Here is a 21,554-nt window from a genome sequence, read left to right on the forward strand (position 1 = left end):
GCGTAGCGGTACGCGGCCCGCGCGGTCGTAACGGCCCACGCGGGCACCGGGGTTCGCTCGGTTGTGGCGGGTCGCGCGTCGTACGGGGAGGGCAGGAGCGGGACGGGCGGCGCCCGGCCGGGGTGGGGGGCCCGGCCGGACGCCCGCTCGGGCCCCGCTCCCGTACCCGGCGTCAGTGCCGGGCCGCCCCGCCCAGCGGCTGTCGCCGCTGCGGGACGAACTGGCCGTCCGGGTCGCCCGGGGTGCGCGCGGCCCGCGGGGGCAGCGGGGCGGCCGGACCGGCCAGCAGGGGTTGGGAGTCGGGTCGGCTCGGGGAGACGGCGAAGGCCAGCGAGCCGAAGAAGACGTAGCAGCCGAGCCCGACCCCGAGCGGGAAGATGAACTGGAGCGCCATCACGCCGCCTTCGGTGGAGCGCGAGAAGTCCAGCTGGACGGAGAGCGCCGCCATGCCGGTGTAGTGCATCGCGCAGACCGCCACGCCCATCACCGGCGCCGCCGCCAGGACGGCGAGCGTGCCCCGGATGTTCAGCGCGGCCCAGAGCGCGGCGGTGGCGGCGACCACGGCGATGGCCACCGAGGCCGCCACGACGGTCCGGTCGTAGCCGAGCCGGCCGGGCAGGACCATCGCGGCCATGCCCAGGTAGTGCATCGCGGCGACCCCGAGGCCGGTGGTCAGCCCGCCGACCAGCAGGGCCGGGGCGCGGCGGCGCCAGTACCCGACGGTGAAGAGTCCGATGCCGACCACGGCGACGGCGACCAGCAGGCTGAGCACGGTGAGCAGGGGCCGGTAGCTGATCTCGGCGCCGGTCACGGAGAAGCCGAGCATCGCGATGAAGTGCATCGACCAGATCCCGGCCCCGAGCGAGGTGGAGGCGAACAGCAGCCAGACGACCCGGGTGCGGCCCTGGGAGACGAGCGCCCAGCGGGCGCTGCGCAGCGCGACGAAGGCGCCGAGGCAGGCGACGAAGTACGAGACCGCCGGGGTCACCCAGCCGTGGTCGGCATGGTGGATCGCACCCAAGAGAGCTCCCTGGACGAGGGTTGAGGGCACCGGGGCGCGGGAGGGCGCGGCTGGTCGGGGAAGGCGCGCGGCGAACGGGCACCGGAGCGGGAACGCCGTCCCGCGGGGAGGAGCCTGGCGTGTGGTGCCCCTGACAAGGGGGAGATTAGCCATCGACCGGCAGTCGCACAATGTTCGCGTTTTTCGTGAAGTCCCAGGTCAGGATGGGCCTTTACGCGGCCTGCATGATCCCGGCACCAACCCCTGACACCGCCTGCGCACCGTCCCCGGCCGCCTTTGGTGCTTACTCCAAGGGGGCTAGCCCGAACGGGTGGCCAGCCGGGTCGATCAGCACCCGCAGCGTGCGGCCGTGCTGGTAGGCGGGCTCGGTGGCGCCGAGCGCGAGGGCCTTGGCGGTGGCCTCGTCCAGGTCGTCGACGTAGAAGTCGAGGTGGAAGTGCTTGCTGCCGTCCGGCTCCGTCCACGGCTCCGGCCGGTAGCCGGTCACCCGTCCGAAGCCCAGCGGGCTGCCGCCCTCCGGGTTGTCCAGGATGGCGAAGTGGTCGTCCGCGTGCCTGGTCTCCCACCCCAGCAGTTCGCCGTAGAACGAGGCCAGCGCGACCGGGTCGGCGCAGTCGATGGTGACCATGGCGAGCCGGCCGAAGCCGGTGTCGGCGGGCCCGGTCGGCCCGGTCGGCTGGGGCTGCTCGGACGACCGGGGCCGGTCGGACCGTTCGGACGACTGCGGCCGTCCGGACGGCTCGGACCGCTCGGACCGCTCGGTGGCGAGGTCGGACATGGCAGGTCGGCCCTTCTGGGAGTCGAGAGCTGGGGCCCATCACCAATATGGCACCGGGGTGACCCTCCGGCACGGCGGCGGATCTCATTTTCCTTAGCGAGAGTAATGACGTAAGCTAAAGAGATGCCCGAGATGTCCGAGCAGGACCTCGCAGCGATCAGTCAGCTGCGATCGTCCACGATGCGCCTCTCCCGACGACTCAAACACCAGAGGGTGGAGGAGTCGCTGAGTCCCACCGAGATGGGAGTGCTGGGCACCCTCGCCCGGTGCGGGAAGGCGACGCCGGGTGAGCTCGCCCGGAAGGAGCACGTGCAGCCTCCTTCGATGACCAGGATCGTCGCGATGCTGGAGGAGAAGGGGCTGGTGCGGCGCGAACCGCACCCCGAGGACCGCCGACAGGTGGTCGTCAGCAGCACCGAGCAGGCCGAGACGATCCTCGCGGAGAGTCGTCGGCGCCGGAACGTCTGGCTCGCCGAGCTCGCCCAGGGGCTCGACGAGGAGGAGTGGGCCGTCCTCAGGGAGGCCGCGCCCGTGCTCTACAAGCTCGCACACCTGTAGCCGTACACCCGCGGTCCGTACGGCCGCAGCTCGTACACCTCTGAGGCACACCGACCCCGGCCGGCCGCCGGGAGAACAAGGAGCCCGCATCACCGCAGGACCGACCACCGACACCAGGAGCGCGACGGCCACCGCCATGGCCGTCGCGCCGCGAGGGGAGACCAACGTGACACCGACGGCCGCAGCCAGCGCCGCCATCCGCACCGACGAGCCCACCACCGACCCCGCCGCGGCCAGTGCCGCGGCCGCCGAAGCCCAGGCACCCGCCCCCACGGGACTGCCCGGCAACGGCGACGACGACCCCGACGAACGCACCGCGGCGGACCCCGCCGCTCCCGGCCGATCCCCATCGGCCACATCTCCCACAGGCGCCCGCTTCACGAGGCCCGGGGGGATGTTCTCCTCCCTTCGCGTTCGCAACTACCGCTACTACTTCGCCGGCCAGGTGGTGTCCAACACCGGCACCTGGATGCAGCGCATCGCCCAGGACTGGCTGGTGCTGAGCCTCACCGGCAGCCCGCTCGCGGTCGGCATCACCACCGCCATGCAGTTCCTGCCGATGCTGCTGCTCGGACTGTTCGGCGGCGTGCTCGCCGACCGGATGCCCAAGCGCCGGCTGCTGATCTACACCCAGGGCGCGATGGGCCTGCTGGCCGCCGGCCTCGCGGTGCTGACCGTCGGCGGCGTGGTGACGCCGTACTACGTGTACGCCTTCGCGCTGCTGCTCGGCCTGGTCACCGTGGTGGACAACCCGACCCGGCAGGCCTTCGTCTCCGAGATGGTCGGCCCGAAGGACCTCGCCAACGCCGTCAGCCTGAACGCCGCCAACTTCCAGACCGCCCGGCTGGTCGGCCCCGCCGTCGCGGGCCTGCTGATCGCCGCGGTCGGCAGCGGCTGGGCGTTCGCCGTCAACGCGCTGTCCTTCGCCGCCGTGATCGGCGGGCTGCTCGCGATGCGGGAGTCCGAACTGCGCCCGACCGCGCCGATCGCCCGCGAGAAGGGGCAGTTGCGCGAGGGCCTGCGGTACGTCAAGGAGCGGCCCGAGCTGCTCTGGCCGATGGTGCTGGCCGGGTTCATCGGCACCTTCGGCTTCAACTTCCCGACGCTGCTCTCCGGTTTCGCGTACGACACCTTCAAGGTGGGCGCCGGCCAGTACGGCCTGCTGAACACCGCGATGGCGATCGGCTCGCTGGCGGGTGCGCTGCTCGCCGCCCGCCGGGGCGTGCCGCGGCTGCGCCGGCTGGTCGGCGCGGCGCTGGCCTTCGGAGCGCTGGAGGTGGTCGCCGCGTTCGCGCCCGACTACTGGACCTTCGCGCTGCTGCTGATGCTCATCGGGGTGTTCGGGCTGAGCTTCAACACCTCCGTCAACTCCATGCTGCAGTTGTCCACCGACCCCGAGATGCGCGGCCGGGTGATGGGCCTGCTGGTGCTGGTCTTCACCGGCGGCACGCCGATCGGCGCCCCGGTCGTCGGCTGGGTGACCGCCTCGTACGGGCCCCGGCTCGGCCTGCTGGCCTGCGGACTGGTCTCCGCGGCGGCGGCCGGCGCGGTCGGCCTGGTGCTGGCCCGCAGCGCGGACCTGCGGGTGCGGTTCGACCTGCACCCGGGCCGCGGCGGCCGGGTGGTGGCCTTCGTGCCGCGGACCGGTGCGGCGAGCAAGTCGGAGCTTGCGGCGGCCTGCTGATGCCGCATCAGGCCCCCGGGAGTGCCCCGGGGGCCCGGATGGTTCAGGAGCCCGGACGGTTCAGAGGCGGGCGGTTCAGAGCCGGATCTCCAGCACCTGGCCGGGCCAGAGGCCGTGCGGCTGCTCGACCTCGAACGTCACGGTCTCGGTGAAGCCGAGCGCCCGGTAGAGCCCGACCAGCTTGCGGTCGGCGCCGCCGTAGCAGTCCACCCGGAGCAGGCCGATGCCGCGCCGACGGGCCTCCTCGATCGCGTCGGCGATCAGCGCGGCGCCGATGCCGGAGCCCTTGCGGGTGCGGTCGGTGACCAGGTTGCGGACGTACAGCTCGCGCTCGTCCACGGCGGGGATCCACCGGCCGCGGTCCTCGGAGACCACGCAGCAGCCGACCGTACGGCCGTCCTCGTCCACGGCGAGGCGGATCAGGAACGGCTCCTCGGCGTACGAGGAGACCTGGTCGATCCGGGCCTGGTTGGTGCTGAACGGCTGGTCGCCCCACTGGCCGGTACGGCCCTGGGCGGTCAGCCAGGAGACGGCGCCGTCGAGCAGGGACAGGATGTCGGGGACGTCCGCGGACCCCCCGTTGCGGATCTTCATGGAAGACCGTTCTACCCCAGACGGCCGGTCGCGGGAAGATTGATCCATGAGGTTGTTCGTGGCGGTGCTGCCGACGACCGAGGCGCTGCAGGGGCTCGCGGACGCGGTCGCGCCGCTGCGGGAGCTGCCGGGGGCGGAGCGGCTGCGCTGGACCGGCGCCGAGGGCCGGCACCTGACCCTGGCCTTCCTGGGCGAGGTGGCCGCCGAGCGGCTGCCCGAGCTGGCGGCGGGCCTGGCCGCCGTCGCCGAGGTCAACCCGGTGCACCGGCTGCGGATCGCGGGCGCGGGGCGGTTCGGCGACCGGGTGCTCTGGGCCGGGGTCGAGGGCCAGGCCTGGGCGCTGCGCCGGCTGGCCGAGGCCGTCACGGAGGCCACCGCCGAGGTCACCGGGGCGACCGACGACTTCGCCTTCCACCCGCACCTCACCCTCGCCCGGGCGGGCTCCTCGCGCGGGCACCGGCGGGCCGTGCGGCGGGTCGCGGCGGCCGAGCTGGACGGCCTGGTGGCGGCGCTGGCCGACTACCGGGGGCCGGAGTGGGAGGCCGCCGAGCTGCACCTGGTGCGCAGCGACCAGGGCGGCGGCTCCGCGCGCTACGTGACGCTGCGCACCTGGGCGCTGGCCGACTGGGGCTGAGGGCTGAGGGCTGAGCGCTGAGCGCCGCGGGGCGGGCCGTGGGGGCGGTGGGGCAGGGGCCCGGCGGAGTCCGGGGTGAGCCGGAGGTACGCTCGTTGACCGTGGATCCCAAGACTCGTATGCGCATCGTCTCCGGCACCCTGGTGCTGATGCTGGTCGTCGTGCTGATCAGCTCACTGGTCGGCCGCTGAGGCCTGCCTGAGGCCTGTCCGAGGGCTGCCTGAGCCTGCCTGAGGCCCGTCCGGGCACAGACACGCCCCAGGACCCCGGGAACGGCGAGAGGGCCACCGCCCGTCGGCGGTGGCCCTCGGCCGTGTCCTCGGGGGACCGGGTCAGACCTGCGCGAGCTGCTCGACCACGTAGTCGACGCAGTGGGTGAGCGCCTCGACGTCCGCCGGGTCGATCGCCGGGAACATCGCGATGCGCAGCTGGTTGCGGCCCAGCTTGCGGTACGGCTCGGTGTCCACGATGCCGTTGGCACGCAGTGCCTTGGCGACCGCGGCGGCGTCCACCGACTCGTCGAAGTCGATGGTGCCGACCACCTGGGAGCGCTCGGCCGGGTTCGCCACGAAGGGGGTCGCGAAGGGGGACTTCTCGGCCCAGGAGTACAGCCGGGACGAGGAGTCGGCGGTGCGGGCGACCGCCCAGTCCAGCCCGCCGTTGCCGTTCAGCCACTCCAGCTGGTCGGCCAGCAGGAAGAGGGTGGAGAGCGACGGGGTGTTGTACGTCTGGTCCTTCGACGAGTTGTCGATGGCCGTCGGCAGCGAGAAGAACGGCGGGATGTAGCGGCCGGAGGCGGCGATCTCGGCGGCGCGCTCCAGGGCGGCCGGGGAGAAGGTGGCCAGCCACAGGCCGCCCTCGGAGGCGAAGGACTTCTGCGGGGCGAAGTAGTAGACGTCCGTCTCGGTGATGTCCACCGGCAGGCCGCCGGCGCCCGAGGTGGCGTCCACCAGGACCAGCGAGCCCTCGTCGGCGCCGGCCGGGCGCGCGATCGGCATCGCGACGCCGGTCGAGGTCTCGTTGTGGGTGAGCCCGTAGACGTCCACGCCGGCCTCGGCGACCGGCAGCGGGTGGGTGCCCGGGGCGGTCTTGATCACGGTCGGCTCGCCGAGCCACGGCGCGGCCTTGACCGAGGAGGCGAACTTCGAGGAGAACTCGCCGAAGTCCAGGTGCTGGGACTTCTCCCGCACCAGGCCGAAGGCGGCGATGTCCCAGAAGGCGGTGGAGCCGCCGTTGCCGAGGACGACCTGGTAGCCGTCCGGCAGCGAGAACAGGCTGCTCACGCCCTCGCGCACGCGCTTGACCACGTTCTTGACCGGGGCCTGGCGGTGCGAGGTGCCGAGCAGGGAGGTCTGGGTGGCGGCGAGGGCACTCAGGGCCTCGGGGCGCACCTTGGACGGTCCGCAGCCGAAACGGCCGTCTGCGGGCTTGATGTCAGCGGGGATCTGGATCTGAGCCACGCGCGCAGCCTACCGGCCGGGGGCCCGGCGGGGTACGGCCGTCCGCCCGCTGAGACTGCGGTCACGGCTGCTCGGGGAGCCGCCCGGAAACGTGCGGCAGCGGGCCCGGCCGGAGCTGGACCCGCTGCTCAGGGGCACTGACCGGACGCTCGTCCGGTATTCGCCGACCGGGGGGTCAGCGGGCGATGGCGTCCCAGCCCTCGATCTCCTCGGGGCGGCGCGGGCCGGGGCCGATGTAGCGCGCGGAGGGGCGCACGAGCCGGCCCGTGCGCTTCTGCTCCAGGATGTGCGCCGACCAGCCGGCCGTCCGGGCGCAGGTGAACATCGAGGTGAACATGTGCGCCGGGACCTCGGCGAAGTCCAGCATGATGGCGGCCCAGAACTCGACGTTGGTGGCCAGCACGCGGTCGGGGCGGCGGTTGTGCAGCTCCTCCAGCGCGGCCTTCTCCAGCGCCTCGGCGACCTCGAAGCGCGGCGCGCCGAGCTCCTTGGCGGTGCGGCGCAGCACCCGGGCGCGCGGGTCCTCGGCGCGGTAGACGCGGTGGCCGAAGCCCATCAGGCGCTCGCCCTTGTCCAGGGCGTTCTTGACCCAGGCGGTGGCGTCGCCGGTGCGCTCGATCTCCTCGATCATGCCGAGCACGCGGGACGGCGCGCCGCCGTGCAGCGGGCCGGACATCGCGCCGACCGCGCCGGAGAGCGCGGCCGCGACGTCGGCGCCGGTGGAGGCGATGACCCGGGCGGTGAAGGTGGAGGCGTTCATGCCGTGCTCGGCGGCGGAGGTCCAGTAGGCGTCGACGGCCTTGACGTGCTTCGGGTCCGGCTCGCCGCGCCAGCGGATCATGAACCGCTCGACGACCGTCTCGGCCTTGTCGATCTCGCTCTGCGGGACCATCGGCAGGCCCTGGCCGCGGGCCGACTGGGCGACGTAGGAGAGTGCCATCACGGCGGCCCGGGCGAGGTCGTCGCGGGCCTGCTCGGCGTCGATGTCCAGCAGCGGCTTGAGGCCCCAGACCGGGGCGAGCATGGCGAGCGCCGACTGCACGTCGACCCGGATGTCGCCGGAGTGCACCGGGATCGGGAACGGCTCCGCGGCCGGCAGGCCGGGGTTGAACTTGCCGTCCACCAGCAGGCCCCAGACGTGGCCGAAGGAGACGCTGCCCACCAGGTCGTCGATGTCGACACCGCGGTACCGCAGGGCGCCGCCCTCACGGTCGGGTTCGGCGATCTCGCTCTCGAACGCGACGACTCCCTCAAGCCCGGGTACGAAATCGGACATGCGACGGCTCCCTCAGTTCTGTGATCGGCGCTCCGCCGTGGTGGGGCGGCGCGCCAGTGACCGAATGGTGTTTGGCACTCGGTGCCAGGGTGACAGGCACGGGGTGCATTGCGCCATACACCACCATGGTGATGTTTCCCGTCGACCCGTTTGACTTTCCCCGTCGGAGGCGCCGGCCGGGCCCGTGGCGCCCCCGGAACCCCTGGAATCCCCGGAATCAAACGTCCGGTTCCGGACAATTCCCCGCAGGGCGGGCGGCCGAGCGGTGGAGGGTCACCTGATCTCCCACCGGGGTTTGTCCGGAGGTAGCGGTGCCCGCTGCTTGTCGTACGGGATGATGTTGGCGTGCAGACCCCGGATCGCGCCCAGTCGACGCCCCCGAGCCCCGCCAACCGGACCCTGGCCGACGAGGCCCGCCCCGGCCCGGACCTCACCGTGATGCGCAAGCACTACAGCCACGAGGGCCTGGTCGAGGAGCAGCTCGCGCCCGAGCCGATCGGCCAGTTCACCCGCTGGTTCCACGACGCCGACGACGCCGGGGTGGTGGAACCCAACGCGATGGTGCTCTCCACCGCCGACGCCGAGGGGCGGCCCAGCTCGCGCACCGTCCTGCTCAAGGGCTACGACCTGCGCGGCTTCGTGTTCTTCACCAACTACGGCTCCCGCAAGGGCTCCGAGCTGGCCGCCAACCCGCATGCCGGGCTGCTGTTCCCGTGGATCGCGCTGGCCCGCCAGGTGATCGTCCAGGGCCGGGTGGAGAAGGTCGGCCGGGACGAGACCGCGGCCTACTTCCGCACCCGCCCGCACGGCTCCCAGCTGGGCGCCTGGGCCAGCGAGCAGTCCAGCCCGGTCGGCGGCCGGGAGGTCCTCGAACAGCGGTACGCCGAGCTGGAGCGCCGCTACCCGGAGGGCGAGGGCGTGCCCGTCCCGCCGTTCTGGGGCGGGTACCGGGTGGTCCCGCGGAGCGTCGAGTTCTGGCAGGGCCGGGAGAACCGGCTGCACGACCGGCTCCGCTACGTCGCCGACCCGTCCAGCCCGACGGGGTGGCGGGTGGAGCGGCTCTGCCCGTGATCCGTTCGGCCCACAGGCTCCGCGCGGCGCCCGCGCGGAGCTGATGGACCGTCATCCCCCGGGTGTAGGATGCCCGTCGCGGACCTGGGTCGATGCACTTGCGGCCGGCAGCCCGCTGTGCCGACACGATCGAGTGAGGGACTGATGGGCGTCACCGGTGCGGAAACCGCCGCTGGACTCGGCTCTGACCTGGTCGACGTCGCCGCCCTGCCGCTCGACGAACTCGACGCCCTGCCCGACACCGTCCTCGGCGACCTGCTGCGCCGGGTGGTCGCGGACGCCCTGACCCCCGGCGCGGAGCCGCTCGCCGCCTTCCAGTCGGCGCTCGACCGGTAGCGCGCCGCGCACTGCCCGGTGCGCGCCGCCCGGCGCGCCCGCGCCCCCGCCCGGCGTGTCGGGCCCGACGAGCGCCCGCGCCCCCGCCGGCGCGCCCCCGAGCGCCGGAGCGCCCCCGGTCGGGGGAGTGCGCCTGGCCACCGGCTAAACCCCACGCGGCCGCCGAATCCCCCAACTCCCCTGCACTGGCGGTGGAGTTCGCGACATGCTGGGGTATGAAACCAGCGCCGTCGCGGACCGTCGGGCACGGGGGGAACAGGTGATGGAGCACGAACAGCACCGGCCGTACTTCTTCTTCAGCTACGCGCGTCGGGACTACGAGGCCGAGGACGCCTTCGTCAACCAGTTCTTCAACGACCTGCGGGACGAGCTCGGCCGGCTGGTCGGTACGGGCGTGCGCATCGAGGAGCTGGCCTACCGGGACACCGAGCGGCTGCGGCTGGGCGACGACTGGGCGGAGAAGCTGGCGACGATGCTCGGCCGCAGCCGGACCATGGTCGCGCTCTACTCCCCGGCCTACTTCGCCAGCCTCTACTGCGGCAAGGAGTGGACCGCCTTCCGCGGCCGGGTCCGGCGCCACCACGAGGACACCGGGGAGCTCATCCCGGCGCTCGTCCCGGTGCTCTGGGAGCCCGTCGAGCCGGGCGGCCTGGCCGATGAGGTGAACAAGATCCAGTGGGCCCAGCCGGACATGGGCGAGGCCTACGCCCGGTACGGCCTGCGGGCCCTGCTGCGCACCGCGCAGGGCGGGGCGTACGAGCAGGTCGTCCGGGTGGTCGCGGAGCGGGTCCGGGACGCGGCCGCGCGCCGGCTCGGCGTGCTGCCCGAGTTCGACCTCGGCGCCGTACGCGGCTACTTCCCGCCCCCGGCGGCGCCGCCGGTGGCCTCCAGCCCCGGGATGGTGCGGCTGTTCATCGCGGCCGGCCGGGCCCCGGAGGCGGCCGCGGGCGACTCCCGCGCGGGCGGCTGGTACGGCGCCAAGCCGTGGCACTGGGCGCCGTACCACCCGCCCGTCCAGCCGTCCCTGGCGGCCCGCGCCCAGCAGGTGATCACCGGCGCCGGGCACACCACCACGCTGGAGGAGGTCGACACCGCGCTCGCCGAGAAGCTCGACCAGGCCCGCGAGGACAGCCAGGTGAGCATCCTGCTGGTGGACCCGTGGGTGGCCGGCGGCGAGCGCTACCGCTCCGCGCTGCGCGCGTACGACGAGCAGAACCACCCGGTCACCGGCGTGATGGTGCCCGCCGGCAGCGACGACCCGGCCGACGGGCCGGAGCGCGACGCGCTCTGGGCGGGCGTGCGCGACGTCTTCCGGCGCAACTGGCTGCGCCGGAGCGACCTGGAGCACTTGTTCCGGGTCAAAGTGAGCCGGGAGAGCTTCGACAGCGACCTCACCATCATGGTGACGGTCGCTCAGAACAAGCTCATGGACGACAACCTGGATTGGGGGGACGATGGCGGCGGCGCCTTCGGCTTCGGTCCGGGCGGCGGCCCGGACACTGGTCCGGCGATGCCCGGACTGGCCATCCCGGCCGGACCGCCGGGGCCCCGCCAGGGGCCCGCACGCACCGACCGGGGCCTCCCGGGTTCCACGGACCTGCCGCACCAGAGCCGGGGCAAGGACACCGCCGCCCCGCTGAGGGGGGAGAAGCACGATGACCACTGAGCCCGGCGCGGAGCCGGAGCGCGGCGGACCGGGATCGGTCGTCACGTTCTACTCCTTCAAGGGCGGCACCGGCCGCACCATGGCGCTCGCCAACGTCGGCTGGATCCTCGCCAGCCGCGGCCTGCGCGTCCTGGTCGTCGACTGGGACCTGGAGGCGCCCGGCCTCCACCGGTACTACCACCCGCTGCTGGTCGACCCGGAACTGCACTCCACCGACGGCCTGATCGACCTGCTGCGCTCCTACGTCAAGCAGGCGCTGCCCTCCGCCACCGGGCCGGTCGGGCAGTCCCCGGCCGACTGGCTGGACGAGCCCGGGCGCCTGGACGGCTACGTCTGCGGCCTCGCCCTCGACCTGCCGCCCGGCGGCCGGCTCGACTTCCTGCCCGCCGGCCGGCAGAACGCCGCCTACGGCGCGGCCGTCACCAGCTTCAACTGGCGCAGCTTCTACTACGGCCGGGACATCCGCGGCGGCGAGTTCCTGCGCGAGCTGCGCGAACGCTGGGCCCGCGGCTACGACTACGTGCTCATCGACAGCCGCACCGGCGTCAGCGACACCTCCGGCATCTGCACCGTCCTGATGCCCGACACCGTGGTGGACTGCTTCACCTTCAGCGTCCAGAACATCCGCGGCGGCGTCGACGCCGCCCGCGCCATCGCCGAGGCCGAGGAGCGGGCGATCCGGGTCCTGCCGGTGCCGATGCGGGTCGAGGACGCCGAGCAGGAGCGCCTGGAGGCCGGCCGCGACTACGCCCGCGAGGCCTTCGCCCCCTACCTCGGCCGCTGGCTGGCCGGCGACCGCCGGGCCGCCTACTGGGCCGACGTCGAGGTGCCGTACAAGCCCTTCTACGCCTACGAGGAGGTGCCCGCCACCGTCGCCGACCGGCCGCAGGAGGCCCGCAGCCTGCTCAACGCCTTCGAACGGCTGGCCGGTTGGATCACCGACGGCCGGGTCCGCACCCTGCGCCCGCTCACCGCCGAGGCCCGCCGCCGGCTGTACGGCGCCTACCTGCGCTCCGCCCGCGCGGCGCCGCGCCAGGTGTTCGTCAGCTACGCGCCCGAGGACCGGATGTGGGCCGAGTGGGCCGCCGGGACGCTCACCCGCTTCGGCTACCAGACCTCCCTGCACAGCGCCGCCGAACCGTACTCCGGCTCCCGGCCGCCCGAGGTCGCCGGGCCGGTCGACGGCCAGGGCCGGCTGCTCGCGCTGCTCTCGCCCGAGTACACCGCGCTGCCCCGGGCCGCCGAGGTCTGGCAGCTCCTCCAGGGGCGCGAACTGGCCTCCGGCTCACCGGCGTTGGCCGCCTTCCGGCTCCAGGACTCGGACGAGCCGGTGCCCCGCCCGTTCGCCGGGCAGCCCGCGCCCGACCTGGTCCGCTCCTCCGCGGTCGGCGCCGAGTCCCAGCTCTACGCCGAACTCGGCCCGCCGCCCGGCAGCAGCCGCCAGTCCGACACCGACAGCGGGGAGTTCGCGGCCCCGGCGCGGTTCCCCGGCACCGCCCCGCAGGTCCAGGACGCGCCCTCGCGCAACGCCGCCTTCATCGGCCGCGGCAAGCTCCTGGAACTGCTCCGCAACCGCTTCACCGGCGGGCCCGCCGCCGTGCTCAGCCAGGTGCTCTACGGCTTCGGCGGCGCCGGCAAGTCCCAGATCGCCGCCGAGTACGCGCACCGCTTCAAGGCCGCCTACGACGTGGTCTGGTGGGTGCCCGCCGAGGAGCCCGCCAACATCCCGCAGAAGCTCGCCGAACTCGCGCCCCGGCTCGGCGTGCCCACCAGCGACGACGTCGCCCACACCGCCGCCACCGTGCTCGACGCGCTGCGCCGCGGCCAGCCGTACCGCCGCTGGCTGCTCGTCTTCGACAACGCCGGAACCCCCGAGGAGCTCGCCCCCTGGCAGCCGGCCGGCTCCTCCGGCGGGCACGTGCTGATCACCTCCCGCAACCAGGGCTGGGCCCGGCACGCCGGCCTGGTGGAGGTCGACGTCTTCCTCCGCGAGGAGAGCGTCCGGCTGCTGCGCCGCTTCAACGGCGGCCTCTCCTCCGAGGACGCCGACCAGGTCGCGCACCGCCTCGGCGACCTCCCGCTCGCCGTCGGCCAGGCCGCCGTCTGGCTCCAGGAGACGTCGATGCCGATCGCCACCTACCTCGAACTGCTCGACGAAGAGCTCACCGAGATGCTGGAACGCACCCGGCTGCGCGCCGCCGACTACCCGCACTCGGCCGCGGCGACCTGGCGCATCTCGGTCGAGGAACTGCGCCGGATGAACGCCCCGGCCGCCCAGATCCTGGAGATCTGCGCCTTCTTCGGCCCGGACGCCATCCCGATGCGGCTGCTCTACAGCCGGGCCGTCACCCGCGCCCTGCGGCTGCCCCCGCGCGCGCCCCGCGACAAGCTCGCGATCGGCGAGTTCCTGCGCGCCATCAACCGGTTCGGGCTCGCCCGCACCGACCAGGGCAGCGAGACCATCACCGTGCACCGGCTCGTCCAGGCCGTGCTGCGGGACCAGGTCGAGGAGGACCGGCGGGCCGAACTGCGCGGCGTCGTCCACGCCGCGCTCGCCACCGCCAACCCCGGCGACCCGGACGTGCCCGCGAACTGGGCCGAGTACGCCGAACTCCTGCCCCACCTCTGGCCGTCCGGGGCGCTCGACAGCGCCGACGAGGACGTCCGGCAGTGGATCATCGACTCGGTCCGCTACCAGTGGAAGCGCAGCCTGCACGAGTCCGGCCGGGAACTGGCCGAGCGCACCCTGGAGCACTGGCGCCAGGACGGCTACGGCGGGCCCGACTTCGACGTCGACAACGACGCCCAGACGCTCATGCTGCGCACCCAGCTGAGCAACATCCGCCGCTCCCAGGGCGCCCTCCAGGAGGCGTACGAGATGGACCGGGACATCCTGGACCGCTTCACCGCGACCCTGGGCCCGGAGCACTCCCACACCCTCGCCGTCGCCAACAGCCTCGGCGCCGACCTGCGCTTCCTCGGCCGCTACGACGAGGCCCGGGCGCTCGACCGCCGCACCCTGGACGCCGCCCGGCGCACCCTCGGCCCGGACCACCCGCGCACCCTGATGATCACCAACAACCTCGCCGTCTCCGACTACCTGGCCGGAGACCGCCGGGCCGCCCTGGAACGGCACCGCAGCAACTACCTCCAGCAGCGCGACGCGCTCGGCGCGCACAGCCTCTACGCGCTCTCCTCCGCCTCCAACTACGCCCGCGACCTGCGCGAGACCGGGCGGCTGCGGGAGGCCCTGGACCTGCTGGAGGAGACCGTCCGGATCTACCAGCAGACCATCGGCGACGGCCACACCGACACCCTGCGCGCCCGCAAGAACCTCGCCGTGGCGCTGCGCCGGGCCGGCCGGTACCACGAGGCCCTGGAGATCGACGAGGACATCTACCAGCGCTACCTGGACATCAACGGCGCCGAGCACCCCGACACCCTGGCCGCCGCCACCAACCTGGCCAGCGACCTCAACGCGCTCGGCGACACCGGCCGGGCGATCCCGCTGGCCGAGCGGGCGCTGCTGCGGTACCGCGACTACCTGGGCGAGGACCACCCGGTGACGCTGGCCGGCGCCAACAACCTCTCGGTGTACCTGCGGCTGGCGGGGCGCGCGGCGGAGGCGCGCGAGCTCTCCGGCCGTACGCTGGCGCAGTTCCGCCGCGTCCTCGGCGCCCACCACCTCTACATCCCGATCGCGATGATGAACCACGCCAACGACCTGTCGCTGGCCGGGGAGCTCCAGGCCGCGCTCGAACTGGAGCTGGAGGCCGAGCCGTTGATGACCGCCGCCCTCGGCCAGGACCACTACGACGCCATCGGCATCAACTCCAACCTCGCGCTGTCGCTGGCCGCCCTCGGGTACGCCGAGCGGGCCGCGGAGCTGCGGTCGGACTGCATCCGGCGGGCCCGGGTCACCCTGGGGGAGGAGCACCCGACGACGATCGCGGTGCGGGCCGGCACGCGGCTGGACTCCGACGTGGAGCCGCCGCACGTGTGACGGACCGTCAGGTGCGGTGGTCCGCGCTCCGGGGCCGGTGGCCTAGGCTCACGGGCATGGTGCCGTTCCGGCAGTTCCTGCTGAAGATCCACAGTCGGTGCAACCTGGCCTGCGACTACTGCTACGTGTACGAGGGCGCGGACCAGAGCTGGCGCGGGCGGCCGCGGCGGATGGAGCTCGCGACCGTCCGCCGCACCGCGCGGCGGATCGACGAGCACGCGGCCGAGCACGGGCTGGACGAGGTGTCCGTGGTGCTGCACGGCGGCGAGCCGCTGCTCGTCGGCGCGGCCCATCTGGACGCGCTGCTCGGCGAGTTGGCGGCCGTCCGGCCCCGGGTGCGGTTCACCGTGCAGACCAACGGGCTGCGGCTGCTGGACGAACCGGAACTGCTCGACGTGCTGCACCGCCACCGGGTCGCGGTCGGGGTCTCGCTGGACGGCACCCCGGCCGGCCACGACCGGCACCGCCGGCTGCCCTCCGGCGCGGGCAGCTGGGCGCGCACCGCCGAGGCGGTGCGGCTGCTCGGCTCGGACCGGCACCGGGAGCTGTTCGCCGGCCTGCTGTGCGTCGTCGACCTGGCCTCCGACCCGGTCGCCACCTACGAGGCGCTGCTGGAGTTCGCGCCGCCCCGGCTCGACCTGCTGCTGCCGCACGCGACCTGGCGGGAGCCGCCGCCGGGCGCCCCGCCCCGGACGGTGCCGCACGCGCCGCCGACGGGCACGGAGCCCGCGCCGTACGGGGAGTGGCTGATCGCCGCCTTCGACCGCTGGTACGACGCGCCGCGCCGGGAGACCGGGGTGCGGCTGTTCGAGGAGCTGGCGGTGCTGCTGCTCGGCGGGCGGGCCGCCAGCGAGGCGGTCGGGCTGGCGCCCGTCGACCTGGTGGTGGTCGAGACGGACGGGGCGATCGAGCAGGCGGACAGCCTCAAGGTGGCCTACGACGGCGCCCCGGGGACCGGCCTGGACGTGTGGCGGCACGGCTTCGCCCGGGCGGGCGCCCACCCGGCCTTCCGGGCCCGCCAGCGCGGCCTCGCGGGCCTCGGGCCGGTCTGCGCCGGCTGCCCGCTGGCCCGGGTCTGCGGCGGGGGGCTGTACGCCCACCGGTACGCGGCGGGCGGCTTCGGGCAGCCGTCGGTGTACTGCGCGGACCTGGACCGGCTGATCCGGCACATCGCGGGGCGGCTGCGGGCGGGGGTGGCGGAGCTGGCGGGGGCGCCTGGGCAGGCGGCGGTCGGGTCGGTGGGTCGGGAGCGTCGAGGGGCCCCTCGGCTCACCCGTCCGGGTCATGCCCGGCCGCCGTCCGGCTGATCCGTCCCGGTGCGGGGAGACCGCGCGCGGTCGGGGCGGGTTGGGCGATGGGCCGGCCGACCGGGCCGGAGGCCGTACGCACGAGGAGGAACGGTGGCGGGGACGGACGAGGTGGTGGCGGCCGGGGTGCCGGTCGCGCGCGGGGCGGACGGGCTGCCCCGGCACGGGGTGGACCGGGCGGTGTTCCGGGCGGTCGCGGCCGCGCGCGGCGGGCCGGAGGCCGTTCGGCTGCTGCGCGCCGGGCAGTTGAGCAAGCGGGCGCTGCTGCTGCTGGCGCTGCGCCGGGCGGTGCCGGGGCACGACGGCTACCGGGAGGCGTACGCCCGGGTGCGGGCGCTGCAGCGGAGCGACCGGGCGCGCTGGGAAGAGGTGTTGCTGCGGCCCGAGTTGGACGCCTGGGCGGCCGACTGCCTGCGCGGCGCGGCGGCGGGGGAGGACGTCCCGCTCGGCGGGCTGGGCGAGTTCCTCCGCCCGGCCCCGGGCCCGGCCCTCACGCTGGAGTGCGACGGGCTGCGCTGGGCGCCGTCGCTCGACCACGCCGGTCCGCGCCGGGTGGACTACGGGCGCCCGCCGGCCGGTCCGCTGGGCAGTGCGGAACTCGCTCTCTGGGAGCGGCGGTTGGCCGAGGCCTGGGAGATCCTGGTGCGCCGCCACCGCCCCCACGCACGGGCCGTCGCGGCCTGCGTGGCCACCGTCGTGCCGCTGCGGCCCGCCCCCGGCGGGGAGGCGGTCAGCGCCGCCGCCCGGCGGGCGTACGGCGCGGTGGCGGCCTCGCTGCCGGACGATCCGGTGCTGCTGGCGCTGGCCCTGGTGCACGAGTTCCTGCACGTCCAACTCGGCGCCCTGCTGGACCTGGTGCCGCTGCACCGCCCCAACGGCCCGGCCGCCTACCACGCCCCCTGGCGGCCCGACCCGCGCCCGGCCGGGGCGCTGCTCCAGGGGGCGTACGCGCACCTGGGGGTGGCGGACTTCTGGCGGGCGGAGGCGGCTGCGGGGGCGGGCGACCTCGCACGTGCGCGGGGGGAGTCCGTCCGCTGGCGGACACACACCCTGAGCGCCGGGGAGACGCTCCTGAGCTGCGGCGAACTGACGGCGGCGGGGCTGGAGTTCACCGGGGAGCTGGTGCGGGCCGTCCGGGCGCTCGGCGGGCCGGGGGAATGAATCCGGCTTGCCGGATGCTTGGCCCGGCGGGGCGATTGTTCCGGTGCTTCCCGGGGCACTCCCGGGGTGTGACCAGGGGCTGGTCCGTGTGGTTGTTCGGGCACGGGCCGCGGCGACGCGCTTCGGCGCGCGCCACGGCGAAGTGCGCGACCGCTGAACGGGTGAATTCTGGGGGCCCAAAGCGCTGTCGTACGACGTCGGCAGCCCGGGGAGCCCAACGTGAGTCCGCAAGGTGCCGCGCGGAGTCTTCGCGGGCACTACATTGGTCGCAACCGGGTGGGCTTACCCACCCTCGGCAGGTCCTAACCGCGCCTAAGGAAACGAATATGACTCCGGTAACCAGCACCAGGCCGGCCGGCAAGCTCACTGACCCTCAGGAGACGCCGGAACGCCCCTCGCTCGCCGACCTCGCCGCACTCGGCGCGGAAGAGCTCGCCTCCCGGCTCCAGCGCGCGCTCCCCGGCGCGGACTCCGGCCTCGTGCCGGTCGCAGCCTTCAACTCCTCTATCTGACCCGGCCCGGAACTCCCGGCGGAGCCCAGGCCGAGCAGACCGAGCCGATCGAAGCGAACCGGACAGTTCCATGACGACGTCGATTCCGCTGCCGTTGACACAGTTCGTGGTCAAGATGCACAGCAGGTGCGATCTGGCCTGCGACCACTGCTACGTCTACGAACACGCGGACAGCAGCTGGCGGTCCCGGCCGAAGGTCATCGCGGACGGGATCCTGGCCAAGGCCGCCGAGCGCATCGGCGAGCACGCGGCCGCCCACCGGCTGCCCGCCGTCCGGGTCGTCCTGCACGGGGGAGAACCCCTGCTCGCCGGCCCGGACCGCTTGCGCCGCGCTGCCGAGGCGCTCCGGGCGGCACTCCCGCCCGGCTGCGCCCTCGACCTGCGCATCCACACCAACGGCGTGCTGCTGAACCGGGACTTCTGCGCGCTGTTCGCGGAGCAGGAGATCAAGGTCGGCATCTCGCTGGACGGCGACAAGGCCGCCAACGACCGCCACCGGCGGTTCGCCGACGGGCGCAGCAGCCACCCGCAGGTGCTGCGGGCCGTCGCGCTGCTGAACGAACCCGGATACCGGCACCTGTTCGCCGGGCTGCTGTGCACGATGGACGTCCGGAACGACCCGGTGGCCGTGTACCGGGCGCTGGCCGAACTCCGGCCGCCCGCCGTGGACTTCCTGCTCCCGCACGCCACCTGGGACGAGCCGCCCGGGCGCCCCGCCGAGCTGGGTGCCACCCCGTACGCCGACTGGCTGCTGACCGTCCACGGGCTGTGGGACGCGGACGGGCGGCCGTTCGCCGTACGGACCTTCGAGTCCGTGCACCGGACCCTGAGGGGGTTCTCCAGCCTCACCGAGTCGCTCGGACTGGAGCCCTCCGACCTGGCCGTCCTGGAGACGGACGGGACCTTCGAGCAGGCCGACAGCCTGAAGACCGCGTACGACGGCGCGCCCGCCACCGGGATGAACGTTTTCGCGCACAGCCTCGACGACCTCGCCCGCCACCCCGGCATCGCCGCCCGGCAGTCCGGCCTGGCCGGACTGAGCGAGGCCTGCCGCGCCTGCTCCGTGGTCCGCTCCTGCGGTGGCGGGCTGTACGCCCACCGCTATCGGAGCGACGATGGGGGAGGCAGCTTCGACCATCCCTCCGTCTACTGCGGTGATCTCATGACGTTCATCAAGGGCATTGCGGGGAGCGGGAGTTCCGGCGACGGTGTGCCCGCGCAGCCGGCCGGGGTGCCCGGGGCGCCCGGTGTGCGCGGTGTGCGCGGTGTGCCCGGTGGGCCATCGCCGGAGGCCGAACCGCTGCTGCCCGGTGCGCTCGCCCCGTCGCAACTCGACGAACTCGCGCGCGGATACGGGAGCGCGGAGACCGTCGCCGCGCTCGGCCGCTCCCAACTCGCCCTCACCCGGGCGATGCTGGCCGCCGCCTGGGACGCCTCCGGACAGGGGCGGGCCGAAGCGTGGACCCTGCTGGCCGAGCTCGACACGGCGGCCCCCGCCGCCGTGGACGCCGTCCTCGGCCACCCGTACGCCCGCGCCTGGGCGGCCCGCCGCCTCGCCGGGGACCTCCAGGCCGGACTCGGCCCGCTGGCCGCGCTCGCCGCGGCGGCCGCCGTGCGGGCCGGCCGGGGCGACGCCGTGGCCGTGCCCGTACGCGGCGGGTGGCTGCACCTGCCGACGCTCGGCCGGATCGCCGTACCCGACGGCGAGGCCGTGGTCACCGGGCGGGCGGGCGGCCTCGCGGTCCGGGCGTCCGACGGCACGGTGCGCACCGACCTGGACGAACCGCTGCGGAGGGTCCGGCTGGCCGGCGGCTGGACGGTCGCCCTGGAGGACGCCGACCCGCTGCGCGACTGCCACGACCACCCCGTGGCGGACCACCTCTCCGAGAGCGAACTGCTCGACTGGACGGGCGCGTTGCGCGAAGCCTGGGAGCTGCTCGGGCGCGACCTGCCCGGGTACGCGGAAGGCATCCGGGCCGGCCTGACGACGGTCACCCCGTTGCGGCCGGGCCCGACCGGCCGGGACGTCAGCTCGGCGGCCCGGCAGGCGTACGGCGCCGTCGGCATCGCCCGGCCCGCCACCGCGCCGACCCTCGCCCTGCTGCTCGCGCACGAGTTCCAGCACGTCAAACTCGGCGCGGTGCTGGACCTGACCGACCTGTACGACCGCGCCGACCCCACCCTGTACTTCGCCCCCTGGCGGCCCGACCCCCGGCCGCTCGAAGGGCTGCTCCAGGGCACGTACGCCCACCTGGCCGTCACCGAGTACTGGGGCACCCGCACCCTCGCGTACGACGGACTGCCGGGCACGGCCGCCGACCGGGCGCGGGAGCAGTTCGCGCTCTGGCGGCGGTACACCGCCGAGGCCGTGGAGCGGTTGGCGACCTCCGGAGCCCTGACCGGGACCGGCTTGCGCTTCGCCGACGGCATGCGTGCCACCGTGGCACCCTGGCTCGACCTGTCGCTGCCCGCCGCCGCCGAGCAGGCGGCCGACCGGGTACGGCGGGAACGGGCCGGGGTCTGACCTCCCACCCGCGCCGCCCCGGGACCTCCCCCGCCCGGGGCCCTCAACCCCCGGGAGACGCCATCCTCACCGAACCCCGCGCCGGCGGCGGCGTCGCCGTCGCCTCCCCCGTCCACCCCCTCGTCCGCGACCTCGCCGACCTCGGGGTCCGTCCCGGCACGGTGCTGCACGTCCAGGCATCGCTGCGCTCCCTCGGACCGGTGCCCGGCGGGGCGGCCGGGGTGGTCGAGGCCCTGCTCGACGCCCTGGGCCCCGACGGCACCCTCGTCGCCTACACCGCCACGCCCGAGAACTCCGCCACCTCCCGCATCCACCAGTCCGCCACCGCCGGTCTCTCTCCGGCGGAGGTGGCCGACTACCAGGCCCGGATGCCCCGCTTCGACCCGGCCACCACCCCGGCCTCGCCCTCCATGGGGGCGCTGTCGGAAGCCGTCCGCTCCTGGCCGGGCGCCCTGCGCAGCCGGCACCCGCAGACCTCCTGGGCCGCCGTGGGCCGGCTCGCCCACGAGGTCACCGCCCACCACCCGCTCACCTCCCACCTCGGCCCGGAGTCGCCGCTCGGACGGCTCTACGACCTGGACGCCCGGGTGCTGATGCTCGGCGTCCCGATGGACCGCTTCACCGCCTTCCACCTCGCCGACCTGCGCATGCCCGACGTGACCGTCCGCGAGTACCGGTGCGTCGGCGTGGACGGCTGGACCACCTTCCGGGCCCCCGACCTGGACGACCTCCACTTCGGCCGCCTCGGCGCCGAGGTCCTGCGCACCGCCCGCGGCGTCACCACGGCCCGCATCGGCACCGCCGACTGCCGGCTGGTGCCGGTGCGGGAGGCCGTCGACCTGGCCGAGGCCGTCCTGCGGCGCGGCCGCGCCTGAACCCCGCTCCTCGTTCCCACCGCTGACAAGAGATCCCGCCGTTTCCCACCCCCCCGCCCCCACACCCACCCCTCCGCCCCACCCCGCCCCCGCG

The 21,554-nt window shown here is 74.6% G+C and carries 17 protein-coding genes; 12 read left to right on the forward strand and 5 right to left on the reverse strand.

What is annotated here, in order from left to right:
• Positions 1-172: 172 nt before the first annotated feature.
• Both ACFCY1_RS28280 and ACFCY1_RS28285 read right to left on the reverse strand, forming a co-directional pair.
• Positions 173-1,021, reverse strand: a complete 849-nt coding sequence (locus ACFCY1_RS28280; protein ID WP_375876453.1) for an MHYT domain-containing protein — start codon at positions 1,019-1,021, stop codon at positions 173-175.
• A 283-nt stretch (positions 1,022-1,304) separates the two neighbouring features.
• Positions 1,305-1,799, reverse strand: a complete 495-nt coding sequence (locus ACFCY1_RS28285; protein WP_234348557.1) for a VOC family protein — start codon at positions 1,797-1,799, stop codon at positions 1,305-1,307.
• 123 nt (positions 1,800-1,922) lie between these two features.
• Here ACFCY1_RS28285 and ACFCY1_RS28290 point away from each other — a divergent pair, with 123 nt between their 5' ends.
• Together ACFCY1_RS28290 and ACFCY1_RS28295 are read left to right on the forward strand one after the other, a co-directional pair.
• A complete protein-coding gene (locus ACFCY1_RS28290) occupies positions 1,923-2,357 on the forward strand; it encodes a MarR family winged helix-turn-helix transcriptional regulator (protein ID WP_030235202.1) in 435 nt (144 codons plus the stop codon).
• 394 nt (positions 2,358-2,751) lie between these two features.
• Positions 2,752-4,041, forward strand: coding sequence for an MFS transporter (locus ACFCY1_RS28295; RefSeq protein WP_198959492.1), 1,290 nt, complete (start codon positions 2,752-2,754; stop codon positions 4,039-4,041).
• A gap of 75 nt (positions 4,042-4,116) precedes the next feature.
• Here ACFCY1_RS28295 and ACFCY1_RS28300 read toward each other — a convergent pair whose 3' ends face one another.
• Positions 4,117-4,635, reverse strand: coding sequence for a GNAT family N-acetyltransferase (locus ACFCY1_RS28300; protein WP_082345996.1), 519 nt, complete (start codon positions 4,633-4,635; stop codon positions 4,117-4,119).
• A gap of 46 nt (positions 4,636-4,681) precedes the next feature.
• On the opposite strand from ACFCY1_RS28300, the gene thpR reads away from it, so the two are divergent.
• Positions 4,682-5,269 carry an RNA 2',3'-cyclic phosphodiesterase gene (gene thpR, locus ACFCY1_RS28305; RefSeq protein ID WP_063780281.1) on the forward strand — a complete coding sequence of 196 codons (588 nt, stop codon included), beginning with the start codon at positions 4,682-4,684 and terminating at the stop codon, positions 5,267-5,269.
• Between the two features lie 332 nt (positions 5,270-5,601).
• Here the strand turns inward: thpR and serC are convergent, their stop codons facing one another.
• Both serC and ACFCY1_RS28315 read right to left on the reverse strand, forming a co-directional pair.
• Entirely contained in the window at positions 5,602-6,729 is a 1,128-nt protein-coding gene (serC, locus tag ACFCY1_RS28310) for a phosphoserine transaminase (RefSeq protein WP_049656082.1), read from the reverse strand.
• Between the two features lie 175 nt (positions 6,730-6,904).
• A complete protein-coding gene (locus ACFCY1_RS28315) occupies positions 6,905-8,005 on the reverse strand; it encodes a citrate synthase 2 (RefSeq protein WP_049656080.1) in 1,101 nt (366 codons plus the stop codon).
• Positions 8,006-8,443: 438 nt separating this feature from the next.
• Between ACFCY1_RS28315 and pdxH the strand changes: the two genes are divergently transcribed.
• The 9 genes from pdxH to ACFCY1_RS28360 all read left to right on the forward strand — a co-directional run bounded on the left by pdxH (position 8,444) and on the right by ACFCY1_RS28360 (position 21,460).
• The gene (gene pdxH, locus ACFCY1_RS28320; protein WP_049656088.1) at positions 8,444-9,076 is read left to right on the forward strand and encodes a pyridoxamine 5'-phosphate oxidase; all 633 of its coding nucleotides are present in this window, start codon (positions 8,444-8,446) and stop codon (positions 9,074-9,076) included.
• Positions 9,077-9,220: 144 nt separating this feature from the next.
• Complete coding sequence (gene fxsA, locus ACFCY1_RS28325; protein WP_049656076.1) at positions 9,221-9,412, forward strand: FxSxx-COOH cyclophane-containing RiPP peptide; 192 nt, start codon at positions 9,221-9,223, stop codon at positions 9,410-9,412.
• A gap of 262 nt (positions 9,413-9,674) precedes the next feature.
• Positions 9,675-11,078, forward strand: coding sequence for a TIR-like protein FxsC (locus tag ACFCY1_RS28330; protein WP_375876454.1), 1,404 nt, complete (start codon positions 9,675-9,677; stop codon positions 11,076-11,078).
• A complete protein-coding gene (fxsT, locus tag ACFCY1_RS28335; protein WP_375876455.1) occupies positions 11,068-15,081 on the forward strand; it encodes an FxSxx-COOH system tetratricopeptide repeat protein in 4,014 nt (1,337 codons plus the stop codon). Before ACFCY1_RS28330 ends, fxsT begins: the two co-directional genes overlap by 11 nt.
• Positions 15,082-15,137: 56 nt before the next feature.
• Entirely contained in the window at positions 15,138-16,388 is a 1,251-nt protein-coding gene (locus ACFCY1_RS28340; protein ID WP_375876456.1) for an FxsB family cyclophane-forming radical SAM/SPASM peptide maturase, read from the forward strand.
• 93 nt (positions 16,389-16,481) lie between these two features.
• A complete protein-coding gene (locus ACFCY1_RS28345) occupies positions 16,482-17,549 on the forward strand; it encodes an HEXXH motif-containing putative peptide modification protein (protein WP_375876457.1) in 1,068 nt (355 codons plus the stop codon).
• A 326-nt stretch (positions 17,550-17,875) separates the two neighbouring features.
• Positions 17,876-18,061: a hypothetical protein gene (locus ACFCY1_RS28350; protein WP_049660424.1), complete on the forward strand. Its 186-nt coding sequence runs from the start codon at positions 17,876-17,878 to the stop codon at positions 18,059-18,061.
• 70 nt (positions 18,062-18,131) lie between these two features.
• Complete coding sequence (locus tag ACFCY1_RS28355) at positions 18,132-20,585, forward strand: FxsB family cyclophane-forming radical SAM/SPASM peptide maturase (RefSeq protein ID WP_375876458.1); 2,454 nt, start codon at positions 18,132-18,134, stop codon at positions 20,583-20,585.
• Positions 20,586-20,746: 161 nt separating this feature from the next.
• The gene (locus ACFCY1_RS28360; protein WP_241853148.1) at positions 20,747-21,460 is read left to right on the forward strand and encodes an aminoglycoside N(3)-acetyltransferase; all 714 of its coding nucleotides are present in this window, start codon (positions 20,747-20,749) and stop codon (positions 21,458-21,460) included.
• Positions 21,461-21,554 lie beyond the last annotated feature (94 nt).

It is taken from the genome of Kitasatospora sp. NPDC056273 (genome assembly GCF_042268845.1).
Lineage (GTDB): Bacteria > Actinomycetota > Actinomycetes > Streptomycetales > Streptomycetaceae > Kitasatospora.

Bases quoted from the DNA above. Each gene is read 5' to 3' on its own strand.
- ACFCY1_RS28330 (WP_375876454.1), top strand. From the start codon at position 9,675: ATGGAGCACGAACAGCACCGGCCGTACTTCTTCTTCAGCTACGCGCGT.
- fxsA (WP_049656076.1), top strand. From the start codon at position 9,221: ATGGGCGTCACCGGTGCGGAAACCGCCGCTGGACTCGGCTCTGACCTG.
- ACFCY1_RS28355 (WP_375876458.1), top strand. From the start codon at position 18,132: ATGACGACGTCGATTCCGCTGCCGTTGACACAGTTCGTGGTCAAGATG.
- ACFCY1_RS28295 (WP_198959492.1), top strand. From the start codon at position 2,752: ATGTTCTCCTCCCTTCGCGTTCGCAACTACCGCTACTACTTCGCCGGC.
- ACFCY1_RS28285 (WP_234348557.1), bottom strand. From the start codon at position 1,799: ATGTCCGACCTCGCCACCGAGCGGTCCGAGCGGTCCGAGCCGTCCGGA.
- ACFCY1_RS28340 (WP_375876456.1), top strand. From the start codon at position 15,138: ATGGTGCCGTTCCGGCAGTTCCTGCTGAAGATCCACAGTCGGTGCAAC.
- ACFCY1_RS28350 (WP_049660424.1), top strand. From the start codon at position 17,876: ATGACTCCGGTAACCAGCACCAGGCCGGCCGGCAAGCTCACTGACCCT.
- pdxH (WP_049656088.1), top strand. From the start codon at position 8,444: ATGCGCAAGCACTACAGCCACGAGGGCCTGGTCGAGGAGCAGCTCGCG.
- ACFCY1_RS28290 (WP_030235202.1), top strand. From the start codon at position 1,923: ATGCCCGAGATGTCCGAGCAGGACCTCGCAGCGATCAGTCAGCTGCGA.
- fxsT (WP_375876455.1), top strand. From the start codon at position 11,068: ATGACCACTGAGCCCGGCGCGGAGCCGGAGCGCGGCGGACCGGGATCG.
- ACFCY1_RS28315 (WP_049656080.1), bottom strand. From the start codon at position 8,005: ATGTCCGATTTCGTACCCGGGCTTGAGGGAGTCGTCGCGTTCGAGAGC.
- thpR (WP_063780281.1), top strand. From the start codon at position 4,682: ATGAGGTTGTTCGTGGCGGTGCTGCCGACGACCGAGGCGCTGCAGGGG.
- ACFCY1_RS28300 (WP_082345996.1), bottom strand. From the start codon at position 4,635: ATGAAGATCCGCAACGGGGGGTCCGCGGACGTCCCCGACATCCTGTCC.